The organism is Sulfitobacter alexandrii (assembly GCF_001886735.1).
Classification (GTDB): Bacteria; Pseudomonadota; Alphaproteobacteria; order Rhodobacterales; family Rhodobacteraceae; genus Sulfitobacter; species Sulfitobacter alexandrii.
On sequence record NZ_CP018076.1, the window covers coordinates 3,231,801 to 3,242,779 of the forward strand.

A 10,979-nucleotide genomic window follows, 5' to 3' on the forward strand; every position below is an offset into this window, starting at 1 on the left:
CTTTTGCGTTTACCTTTGCCTCAATCCAACCGGTCCGCAAGCCAATTTTCCAACAGGAAGTGCGCGATGGCACCTTTGCGGGCGGGCAGGATCGTGTCGTGATTTCCGGCGAAAATCTCCATCATGTCTTCCCGCGACACCCACAAGGCATCCTCGATCTCGACGGGATCTATGGTGATCTCCCGGCTCAGGGCCTCCCCCGCGCAGCCGAACATCAGCGATGCCGGAAAGGGCCACGGCTGGCTCGACAGATAGCGGACCTCGCCGACCTGAACGCCCGCTTCCTCGAAGACTTCACGCCGGACCGCCGCTTCCAGTGTCTCGCCCGGTTCCACGAAACCCGCCAGCAGGGAATACATGCCCTGCGGCCAGCCCGGCGACCGCCCCATGAGAACGGAATTGCCGTGAGTAATCAGCATGATGACCACGGGATCGGTGCGCGGAAAATGCGAGGCCTTGCAGACCGTGCAGGCCCGTTGCCATCCGGCCTGAACCATGTCTGACCGGCTGCCGCAGGCCGCGCAGAACCCGTGCGCCCGGTGCCAGCCGAACATCGCGCGGCCCGTCGCCGCCAGCTCGGCGTCCCGGGGATCGAGCCAGGTCATCACCCGCCGCAGTTCGGCGAACACCATGTCGTCACCCAGTGCCGGATGCCGCTGCTCGCTGGGGTCGAGGAACCCGCCCAGGGCCGCTTCGTCGACGTTTTCGGGCTGCCATTGCGACAGGTCGAAGGCAAAGCGCGCCGCGCCGTTCTCGCGCCCCAGAAGAATCGTCTCCTCCGCCGCGTCCGCCAGCACCGGATGATCCATTTCCAGCCGCACCAGCCGCGCGGGCCGGGCCGGAGAGATCAGCGGCTTGCCCCGCCAGAACAGGATCGCCCGGGCGTCCGGATCGTCGCGCGCCGCGCGCAGGGCCGCCGGATCGTTGCGAATCTCGCCCGCCCGGTCCAGCGCAGAGCCGCCGAATGTCACCTGTTCCGCATGTCGCATGCTGCCGCCCCCCGTCCTGCGCTGCCGCTCGTGCGGCCTCTCTCGTTTGCACCAAGGTTCGGCCAAGGGCAATGGCCCCGCACCCTTGCGTTCGGGCACCCGTTTCCCTATATCGGGCCTCGAGAGGTTGGTGCGGGCAGGCGCCTCGCCAACCCGGTCAGGTCCGGAAGGAAGCAGCCGCAACGAGTCCCGCTTGGGTCGTTATCAATCTCTCACCCCAGCGCTTTTGCGCAGCAAAAGCGCGTCGCCCGACAGGGGCATCCAAAGGATGCTCCCGAGAGGGCCACGCAATCCAGACATCCCGTCATTCCTCAGGCTGCCCGCCCGCGCCTTTGGCCGCGCAACACAGCCGCACGCCGAGGAAACGGAAAATTATCATTCATTAACAGTATCTTGCGTTACCCATGGGTAACCCCGCGCTACAACCGCTCCGCGGCAAAGGTGTCGCAATCCGCCACTTGCCCGCTGTCGAACCCCCTGTCGAACCAGCGCGCGCGTTGTTCCGACGTGCCGTGCGTAAAGGTATGCGGCTGCGGCACCCGGCCCGCCTGTCGTTGCAGGTAGTCGTCCCCGATCTTGCGCGCGGCGTTCAGGGCTTCGTCCAGATCGCCCCGCTCCATCAGTCCGCGCACGTTCGTGGCCCAGACGCCTGACAGGCAATCCGCCATCAGCTCCAGCCGCACGGTCAGCGCGTTTGCCTCCGTCTGGCTGGCGCGTTGCCGCGCCGCGTTGACCTCCGGCAGGATGCCAAGCTGGTTCTGAACGTGGTGGGCCACCTCGTGCGCGATCACGTAGGCCGCGGCAAAGTCACCCCCCGCGCCCATCCGCTGGCTCAGCATGGTGAAGAACTGCGTGTCGAGATATGCCTTCTCGTCCGCCGGGCAATAGAAGGGCCCGGTGGCCCCCGACGCGCCGCCGCACGGGCTTTGCGTGACACCCGAGAAGATTACCAGCCGCGGCGGCTCGTAGGTACGCCCCAACTGGTCGCGGAACACCTGCGTCCAGACTTCTTCCGTCGTGGTCAGCACCTGCGCGCTGAACTGCGTGGCCGCGTCATCCTCGGCGCTGACCGGCGTGCTCTGCTGGGTAGGCGTGCCACCTGACCCGGTCAGAAGCGGTGTGACGTCGATGCCGGTGAAATAACCGATGCCCAGCACGAACAGCACCCCGACAAGACCCAGCCCGCCAACCCGGCCGGCACCGCCGCCCCCACGCCGGACCTCGACGTTCCTGCTTCGCCGGATGCCACGTAACCGCATGATATTTTCCTTGCTATGTCATGAGATATTGTCAGGCAAACGCGCGTCGCACACAATGGTTCGATGAGCACCGACAATGAACTGGCCGAAGACCGGACGGACTGGGCCGAAGACCGCACGATCCTGGCCAACGAACGTACCTTCGCGGGCTGGATGCGCACCGGCATGGCCTCGCTGGCCGTGGCGATCGGCCTGCGCGCGGTGTTCGGGGATTTCGAACCGACATGGGCGGCCAAGGCGGTGGCCACGGTGTTCATCGTGGCGGCGATCTACATCTTCTGGGCCGCCCACGATCAGGCGACAAAGACATTGAAACGGCTCAACGACCACCACGCCGAGGCGCAGCCCAACAGCCGGATGCGGACGCTGGCCATCATCCTCAGCGCGGCCTCCGTCGCGGTGGGCGCGGTGCTCTGGGCGCTCTGACGGCGGTGGACGCCGCGCGCCCGAAAGCCTACCTTGGCCACCGGACCGAATCCGAAGGATTTTCATGACCGACAGCACCGCCTACCGCGTTCTGGCGCGCAAGTATCGCCCCGAGACCTTTGCAGACCTCGTGGGTCAGGACGCGATGGTGCGCACGCTCAAGAACGCCTTTGCGGCGGACCGGATCGCGCAGGCCTTCATCATGACCGGCATCCGCGGCACCGGCAAGACGACGACGGCGCGCATCATCGCCAAGGGGATGAACTGCATCGGGCCGGACGGCAACGGCGGGCCGACGACCGAACCCTGCGGCGTCTGCGAACACTGCGTCGCGATCATGGAAGGTCGCCACGTCGACGTGATGGAGATGGACGCGGCCTCCAACACCGGCGTCGCCAACATCCGCGAAATCATCGACAGCGTGCACTACCGCGCGGCCTCCGCGCGCTACAAGGTCTACATCATCGACGAGGTGCACATGCTGTCGACCGGGGCATTCAACGCCCTGCTCAAGACGCTCGAGGAACCGCCCGAGCACGTGAAGTTCATCTTCGCCACCACCGAGATCCGCAAGGTCCCGGTCACGGTGCTGTCACGCTGCCAGCGCTTCGACCTGCGCCGGATCGAACCCGAGGTGATGATCGCCCTGCTGCGCCGGATCGCCGACGCCGAAAGGGCCGAGATCGCGGATGACGCGCTGGCGCTGATCACCCGCGCGGCCGAAGGATCGGCGCGGGATGCCACGTCGCTGCTGGATCAGGCGATCAGCCACGGTGCCGGGGAAACCACGGCCGTGCAGGTCCGCGCGATGCTGGGCCTCGCGGACCGGGGCCGCGTGCTCGACCTCTTCGACATGATCCTGCGCGGCGATGCGGCGGGCGCCCTCACCGAACTGTCGGCGCAATACGCCGACGGCGCCGACCCGATGGCGGTGCTGCGCGATCTGGCCGAGATCACGCATTGGGTCTCGGTGGTCAAGATCACGCCCGAAGCGGCCGAGGATCCCACCGTATCGCCCGAAGAACGCAACCGGGGCACGGCGATGGCCGAGGCGCTGCCGATGCGGGTGCTCACGCGGCTCTGGCAGATGCTGCTCAAGGCGCTGGACGAAGTGGCGGGCGCCCCGAACGCCATGATGGCGGCGGAAATGGCAATCATCCGGCTGACCCACGTGGCCGACCTGCCCAGCCCCGAGGAACTTGTGCGCCGACTCCAGAACGGGGCGCCGCCCGCGGCCCCCGGCCCGGCACCGGCACCCGGCGGGGGCGGCGGCGCGGGCGCGTCTGCCCCGTCCTCGCAGGGCGCTGCCGCCGTCAGGCAGGCGACGGCCCGGATGGCGGGCAACCCCGGCCCGGCCTCGCAGAACACCGCTCTCGCGCAGGATCCCGACGCGGCGCTCTCCCGGTTTCCCACCTTCGAACACGTGGTCGAGCTGATCCGCGCCAACCGCGACGTCAAGCTGCTGGTCGAGGTGGAAACGACCCTGCGTCTCGCCGCCTATCAACCCGGCCGGATCGAATTCACTCCGACCGACAGCGCGCCGCGCGACCTTGCACAGCGGCTGGGCGCAAGGCTGCAGTTATGGACCGGCAACCGCTGGGCCGTCAGCATCGTGAACGGCGCGACCGCCCGGACCATCGCCGAGGTGCGCGACGCGCGCGAGGACGCACTGCGCGCGGACGCCCAGGCGCATCCGCTCATGCAGGCGGTGCTCGCCACCTTCCCCAAGGCCCGCATCACCGCCATCCGCACACCCGAACAGGTGGCCGCGCAGGCGGAAACCGAAGCCCTGCCCGAGGTCGAGGACGAATGGGATCCCTTCGAGGACAGTTGATACCGGCCCCCGCGGCCCTCATATGACAGACAACCAGACACCAGGAGACATCGAATGTTCAAAGGACTAGGCGGGCTCGGCGACATGGCCGGCATGATGAAGAAGGCCCAGGAAATGCAGGGCAAGATGGCCGAGCTGCAGGAGGAGATGCACAACATCCTCGTGACCGGCGAAAGCGGCGCCGGCCTGGTCAAGGCGACCTGTTCGGCCAAGGGCGAGCTCAAGAGCCTCGACATCGATCCGTCGATCTTCAACGGCGACGACAAGGAAGTCGTCGAAGACCTGATCCTCGCCGCGATCAAGGACGCCCAGGCCAAGGCGTCGGAGCGGGCGCAGGAAGAAATGTCGAAACTGACCGAGGGCCTTGGCCTGCCGCCGGGCATGAACCTGCCGTTCTGAGCGCGGCGCCCCGCTTCTTTATGCCCCAAATACTCTAGTGCAACAGCCGCCGCCGGGAGCGCCGGAATGAGTTCGACCCGCGACATCGACGCCCTGATCGAGATGATGGCGAAACTGCCGGGGCTCGGCCCCCGGTCGGCGCGGCGCGCGGTGCTGCACCTGATCCGCAAGCGGGCGCTGCAACTGACGCCCCTCGCGGACCTGATGCAGACCGTCGCGGCGACCGCGAGGGAATGCGTGAACTGCGGGAATGTCGGCACCGCGGATGTCTGCGACATCTGCACGTCCGAGAAGCGCGCCAACGGCGAGATCTGCGTCGTCGAGGATGTCGCCGATCTGTGGGCGATGGAACGCGCGGGTGTCTTCAAGGGCCGCTACCACGTGCTCGGCGGGACGTTGTCGGCGCTCGACGCCATCGGCCCGCAGGAACTGCGCATCCCCCGGCTGATCGACAGAGTGTCCAGCGAGGGAATCACCGAAGTGATCCTTGCGCTGAATGCCACGATCGACGGCCAGACAACGGCGCATTACATCGCCGACCGGCTGGAAGGTCAGGTTCGGCTGACGTCGCTCGCGCAGGGCGTGCCCATCGGCGGCGAGCTCGACTATCTGGACGATGGCACGATCAGCGCCGCGATGCGTGCCCGCAAGGCGTTGTAGCCGATTTCTCCGACGCGAAGGGGCCGGAAGCCGCAAGATTTCCTGACGTGCGCCCGGCCCTGAAACAACGCAGGCCGCCCGCTCCTCCCAAAGCAGGCGGCCCGTCCGTCGCGATTTTCCGTCCTCTCAGAGAACGATCACATCCAGCGGCGGAAACCCGTTGAACCCGACGGAACTGTAGGAGCTGGTATAGGCACCGCAGTTCCGGATCATCACCTTGTCGCCCGATTTGAGGGCAAGAGGCAAATGAATCGGGCGTTTCTCGTAAAGGATATCCGCAGAGTCGCAGGAAGGTCCAGCAAGAACACAGGGTCCGGTCTCACCGCCGTCGTGGGGGGTCGCGATCTGGTACCGGATGGCTTCGCCTTCGGTTTCGGCCAGGCCGGAGAACCGGCCGATGTCGAGGTAGACCCAGCGGTGCAGGTCGTCGGCGGACTTGCGCGAGACCAGCATCACCTCGGCGGCGATGTGGCCCGCTTCTGCAACGAGGCCGCGGCCCGGCTCCGCCATGATCTGCGGCACCGCGCCGAACCGCGTCTCCACCGCCTGCATCACCGCAGCGGCATAGGCGCGGGGGGCTTCGATGTCCTCACCGTAGAAGGCCGGGAAGCCGCCGCCGAGGTTCAGCAGTTGCAGGTCGTGTCCGTCCGCACGGGCGGCGTGCCACAGCACCGACACCTGGTCCAGCACCGGGTTCCAGAACTCCGCCTTGCGGGTCTGGGAGCCGACGTGGAAGGACAGGCCGTAGGGCACGAGGCCGAGGTCGCGGGCATGATCCAGCAGGTCCGGCAGCGCCGAGGGAGCGCAGCCGAACTTGCGGCTCAGTGGCCAGTCGGCCATCGAGTTCTCGACGATCAGGCGGATGTACACCCGCGCACCCGGTGCGTGGGCGGCGATCTTTTCCAGTTCCGCTTCGGAGTCCGCGGCGAAGAGGGTCACGCCGGCCGAGAAGGCAAAGGCGATGTCCGAGGCGCGTTTGATCGTGTTGCCGAAGGAGATATGCTCGGGCTTGGCGCCTTGCGCGAGGCAGAGCTCGATCTCCTGGCGGGAGGCGGCATCGAAGCCCGACCCCTTTTCGACCAGCAGACGGATGATCTGCGCGGCGGGGTTTGCCTTGACCGCGTAGTGGATGTGCGCGCGTCCCAGGCCGGCGTGCAGCGCATCGTACTGTGCCGACACGCGGTCACGGCTGACCACGAGGGTCGGACGGTCGAAGTCGTTGGCAGCGATGAAGGCCGCTGCGGCATCGACGAATACGGGGGTTGCGACGCCGAGGGCGCCGGGGACGGTAGCGTTCATGGTCATCTCCAAAGAGCAGATGGGGTCGGACCCCAAAGTCGTTTCAAGAGACGTTACCGTCGCTACATAAACGCGGGTCAGTCAGGTTGAGCTGACCGGCCAGAGGCGCGTGCGTTGGCGTCTGTAATGCGCCATTTATTCTCTTTTCGGATTCGTGCAAGGGCAAATCGCGGGGCGGGAAAAAAGATCGGTCCGCGGGCCGGAGTGTCACCCTCGCGCATCACCCGGCGCGCGGGATCATTCGTCTTCCCAGTCGCTGCCGATCGCCTCGCGGTCCTTGGATTTCTCCTCGCGGATCATCTCTTCGGCTTCCTCGACTTCACCTTCCTCGCTCTCGCCCGGCTCGCTTTCGCAGGCCTCCGACCGGGTCAGCGCCAGCACGAACCACATCGGGAAATGGTCCGATCCGATCTTGCCCAGCCGCGCCATGTCCACGAGGCGGAACCGGGGGTCGTGGAACAGGTGGTCGAGCGGCCAGCGCATCCATGGCATCGTGGCGCTGAAGGTGTTGTAGAAGCCCCTGCCGACGCGCGGGTCCAGCAGGCCCGACAGCCGCTGGAAGCGGCGGGTCGTCGTGGACCATGCCACGTCGTTCAGATCGCCGGTCACGAGGGCCGGAAGGTGGTCTTCCTCCGCCTCGATGCCGACGCGGGCGATCTCGCTGTCGCGCCCCTTGGTGTCGTGGTCGATCACCGGGGGTTCGGGATGCACCACGTAAAGCCGGCAGGTCTGTCCGTCGCGCAGTTTCACGATGGTCCGGATCGACGGCACGTTGTCGACGATCAGGTCACGGACCTGCGGTTCCACCAGTTCCAGCTTTGACATCAGGCACATGCCATAGCCGTTGTCGCGTGGGGCCTCGATCCAGTGGGGGTAGATGTCAGCCAGCCCGTCCTTGAGCGCGTCGATCCATTCGTCGTCCACCTCGATCGCCATCATGACATCCGGTGCCCGATCCCGGGTGAGGTCGATCAGCCTGCCGTAGTCGCGGTTCGACTTCTTCACGTTGGCCGTGATCAGGCTGATGTGACGATCGGTGTCGTTCTGCAGGTCCGGATCGGCCGCGACCGACTGCTTCGGCCAGATCGGGGTGAACTTCAGGATGAAGATCATCTGAACGAGGGCGACCATCGCCATGACTGCCGCGCCGACGCTGCCGAGGTGGTATTTCTGCGTGATCGCCATCACGGCGGCCATCACCACCGCCAGAAGAAAGATCTGTTCGCGGGGGAATTCCCCCCCGCGCACGATCCCGTGGGGCAGCTTGCTGAGCGGCAGGAGCGTTGCAACGAGAAGCAGGACGGCCACGAACCAGATAAACCCGTCGATCACGATGCCTGCCCAGTTCATCTTGTGCTCCATTACTGTTTGCGGCCTGCCACCGCAAAAGACCTAACGTCGCAGCCTCGCCCGGGGTTCCCCGGACGAGAGGGTTCAGCGCGACACGTCGTCGTCCTCGTCATCCTCGTCGTCGCTGTCAGGCAGCGAGAAGAAGCTGTCGGCGTCGGAGTAGTCGCCCTTGCGGCCGGCTTCGGCGTCGTCCTCGTCATCCGCCTCGCCGGCAAGGGTGAATGTCTCCAGCCCCTCGATCGCCGTGGGAATCTTGGGCTCCGCGTCCATGCCGAGGCTCTGTTCGGTGCTGACCAGCTTGCGGCGTTCGTCGTCGCTCATGATCTCGCCCGCCGCGGCCTTTCTGGCCGCCGCCTTCTGCACGGCCATGTCCAGTTCGCTCTGCTTGCACAGGCCCAGCGCGACCGGGTCGATCGGCTGGATATTGGCGATGTTCCAGTGTGTGCGCTCGCGGATGGCCTGAATGGTCGGCTTGGTGGTGCCCACCAGCTTGCCGATCTGGCCATCGCTCAGTTCCGGGTGGAACTTCACCAGCCACAGGATGGACGCCGGACGGTCCTGCCGCTTGCTCAGCGGGGTGTAACGCGGGCCACGGCGCTTTTCCTCGCCCTGGGCGGCGGCGTTGTATTTCAGCTTGAGCTTGTGCAGCGGGTTTTCCTGCGCCGCGTCGATCTCTTCCTGCGTGAGCTGGTTGTTGGCGATGGGATCGAACCCCTTCACACCCTGCGCCACGTCACCGTCCGCGATGCCCTGGACTTCCAGTTCATGCAGTCCGACGAAATCCGCGATCTGCTTGAAGCTGATCGTCGTGTTGTCCACCAGCCAAACGGCGGTGGCCTTGGCCATGATCGGTTTTGCCATCTTGTCTCTCCTGAACGTCGCAACTTTCCCGTCGCCTGAAAGGGCTTTCCCGGGGGCCGGGACGGTTTCCATTGTCGGGGAACTCGGCGGCCTTATAGTGGTCCCGCACAGCAAAGGAAAGACTTAATGCGCGCGTTCGCCCTGGCCCTGTCCCTACTTCTGACCGCCATCGCGCCCCGCGCGGACGCCGGGACGCCCGGCGAGTTCGACTACTACGTGCTGTCGCTCAGCTGGTCGCCGAACTGGTGCACGCTGGAAGGCGACGCCCGGAATTCGCCGCAATGCGCGCGGGGCGCGGCCCACGGCTGGATCCTGCACGGGCTGTGGCCACAGTACCATCGCGGCTACCCTTCCTACTGCCAAACGGTGCAGGCTCCGCCGTCACGGGCGATGACGGCGGCGATGGCCGATGTCATGGGCACCAGCGGGCTGGCGTGGCACCAGTGGAAGAAACACGGCAGTTGCAGCGGCCTTTCCGCCGCCGACTACTATGCCCTGTCCCGGCGGGCCTACGACCAGATCCAGCGGCCCGCCGTGTTCCGCGAGCTTGTCCGCGCCATCCGCCTTCCGGCGTCGGTGGTGGAGGCCGCCTTTCTCGAGGCGAACCCCGCGCTCGGGCGGGACGGGATCACGATCACCTGTCGCGACGGGCACATCCAGGAAGCGCGCATCTGCCTGGACCGGACGCTGGAACCGGTGCCCTGCGGACAGGACGTGGTCCGGGATTGCCGGATGAAGGACGCCGTCTTCACGCCGCTGCGCAGCCTGCGCTGAGGCCGCGCAGCGCCGACCGGTCCTGTCACCGTCGGGATGCGCGGCCTTTGCGCGATGGGATCAGGGCGCAATCTCGAGAACGATTTTGCCGATGTGGCCGCTGCCCTCCATCCGCGCGTGGGCCGCGGCGGCCTCCGCCAGCGGATAGGTGCTGTCCATCACCGGGGCCACCCGACCCGCCACGAGCAGCGGCCAGACGGCCTCGCGCAGTTCCTGCGCGATCCGTGCCTTCGCGAGGTCGCTTTGCGGCCGCAGGGTCGATCCCGTCATGGTCAGCCGCCGGGTCATCAGCGTGGCGAAATTCACCTCGACCTTGGGCCCCTGAAGGAAGGCGATCTGCACCAGCCGCCCGTCTTCGGCCAGCGCCTGGATATTGCGCGGAATGTAATCGCCGCCGACCATGTCGAGAATCAGGTCCGCCCCGCCCTCGGCGGTCAGGACATCGACGAAATCCATGTCGCGGTAGTTGATCGCGGCCTCGGCCCCGAGGTCCATGCAGGCGGCGCATTTCTTGTCCGTCCCGGCGGTGGTGAATACCCGTGCGCCGAACGCATGGGCGAGCTGGATCGCCGTGGTGCCGATTCCCGACGATCCGCCGTGCACGAGGAAGCGCTCTCCCGCCTTCAGCCCGCCGCGCATGAAGACATTCGACCAGACCGTGAAGAAGGTCTCGGGCAGGCAGGCCGCTTCCTTCATCCCCATGCCGTCGGGCACCGGCAGGCAATGCGCGGCGGGGGTGGCGACGTATTCGGCATAGCCGCCGCCCGGCAGCAGGGCACATACCTTGTCGCCCACGGCGATCCCGGAGACACCTTCGCCCAGTGCCACGACCTCTCCCGACGCCTCGAGACCGGGCAGGTCACTGGCGTTGGGCGGCGGCGCGTACTTGCCCGCGCGTTGCAGCGCGTCGGGACGGTTCACACCGGCATAGGCCACCTTGATCACCACCTGCCCATGTGCGGGTTCGGGCACCGGGCGTTCGACCGGCTGCAGGACCTCCGGCCCCCCCGGCTTGGTGATCTCCATTGCGGTCATTGTCTGGCTCATCGGACTTCCTTTCGGTTTGCTTGGGTGCAGCATAGGACTTGCAAGCGTCGCGTCGACCCCGGTAACTCCACAGGGATGCCG

Annotated in this window: 11 protein-coding genes and 1 other RNA gene; 6 read left to right on the top strand and 6 right to left on the bottom strand. The window is 66.5% G+C overall.

The features are described from left to right. Positions 1-20 precede the first annotated feature (20 nt). Positions 21-989 carry an NAD(+) diphosphatase gene (nudC, locus tag BOO69_RS15795; protein ID WP_071973041.1) on the bottom strand — a complete coding sequence of 323 codons (969 nt, stop codon included), beginning with the start codon at positions 987-989 and terminating at the stop codon, positions 21-23. Between the two features lie 120 nt (positions 990-1,109). On the opposite strand from nudC, the gene ffs reads away from it, so the two are divergent. Further along, an RNA gene (gene ffs / locus BOO69_RS15800) (signal recognition particle sRNA small type) lies at positions 1,110-1,207 on the top strand. A 201-nt stretch (positions 1,208-1,408) separates the two neighbouring features. On the opposite strand, the gene ypfJ is transcribed toward ffs, so the two are convergent. Then, complete coding sequence (gene ypfJ / locus BOO69_RS15805) at positions 1,409-2,248, bottom strand: KPN_02809 family neutral zinc metallopeptidase (RefSeq protein WP_071973042.1); 840 nt, start codon at positions 2,246-2,248, stop codon at positions 1,409-1,411. 63 nt (positions 2,249-2,311) lie between these two features. Here ypfJ and BOO69_RS15810 point away from each other — a divergent pair, with 63 nt between their 5' ends. From BOO69_RS15810 to recR, 4 genes are all read left to right on the top strand, one after another. Then, positions 2,312-2,674 carry a YidH family protein gene (locus BOO69_RS15810; protein ID WP_071973043.1) on the top strand — a complete coding sequence of 121 codons (363 nt, stop codon included), beginning with the start codon at positions 2,312-2,314 and terminating at the stop codon, positions 2,672-2,674. A gap of 64 nt (positions 2,675-2,738) precedes the next feature. Then, the gene (locus BOO69_RS15815) at positions 2,739-4,508 is read left to right on the top strand and encodes a DNA polymerase III subunit gamma/tau (RefSeq protein WP_071973044.1); all 1,770 of its coding nucleotides are present in this window, start codon (positions 2,739-2,741) and stop codon (positions 4,506-4,508) included. A 54-nt stretch (positions 4,509-4,562) separates the two neighbouring features. Further along, positions 4,563-4,907, top strand: a complete 345-nt coding sequence (locus BOO69_RS15820; RefSeq protein ID WP_071973045.1) for a YbaB/EbfC family nucleoid-associated protein — start codon at positions 4,563-4,565, stop codon at positions 4,905-4,907. A gap of 66 nt (positions 4,908-4,973) precedes the next feature. Further along, positions 4,974-5,567 carry a recombination mediator RecR gene (recR, locus tag BOO69_RS15825; RefSeq protein WP_071973046.1) on the top strand — a complete coding sequence of 198 codons (594 nt, stop codon included), beginning with the start codon at positions 4,974-4,976 and terminating at the stop codon, positions 5,565-5,567. A gap of 126 nt (positions 5,568-5,693) precedes the next feature. On the opposite strand, the gene BOO69_RS15830 is transcribed toward recR, so the two are convergent. From BOO69_RS15830 to BOO69_RS15840, 3 genes are all read right to left on the bottom strand, one after another. Then, positions 5,694-6,872 carry a type III PLP-dependent enzyme gene (locus BOO69_RS15830; RefSeq protein WP_071973047.1) on the bottom strand — a complete coding sequence of 393 codons (1,179 nt, stop codon included), beginning with the start codon at positions 6,870-6,872 and terminating at the stop codon, positions 5,694-5,696. A 231-nt stretch (positions 6,873-7,103) separates the two neighbouring features. Continuing rightward, positions 7,104-8,216, bottom strand: coding sequence for an endonuclease/exonuclease/phosphatase family protein (locus BOO69_RS15835; protein ID WP_071973868.1), 1,113 nt, complete (start codon positions 8,214-8,216; stop codon positions 7,104-7,106). An 84-nt stretch (positions 8,217-8,300) separates the two neighbouring features. After that, the gene (locus BOO69_RS15840) at positions 8,301-9,077 is read right to left on the bottom strand and encodes a DUF1013 domain-containing protein (RefSeq protein ID WP_071973048.1); all 777 of its coding nucleotides are present in this window, start codon (positions 9,075-9,077) and stop codon (positions 8,301-8,303) included. A 126-nt stretch (positions 9,078-9,203) separates the two neighbouring features. Here BOO69_RS15840 and BOO69_RS15845 point away from each other — a divergent pair, with 126 nt between their 5' ends. After that, positions 9,204-9,851, top strand: coding sequence for a ribonuclease T2 family protein (locus tag BOO69_RS15845; RefSeq protein WP_071973049.1), 648 nt, complete (start codon positions 9,204-9,206; stop codon positions 9,849-9,851). Positions 9,852-9,911: 60 nt separating this feature from the next. Here the strand turns inward: BOO69_RS15845 and BOO69_RS15850 are convergent, their stop codons facing one another. Then, a complete protein-coding gene (locus BOO69_RS15850; protein ID WP_071973050.1) occupies positions 9,912-10,898 on the bottom strand; it encodes an NAD(P)H-quinone oxidoreductase in 987 nt (328 codons plus the stop codon). Between the last annotated feature and the right edge of the window lie 81 nt (positions 10,899-10,979).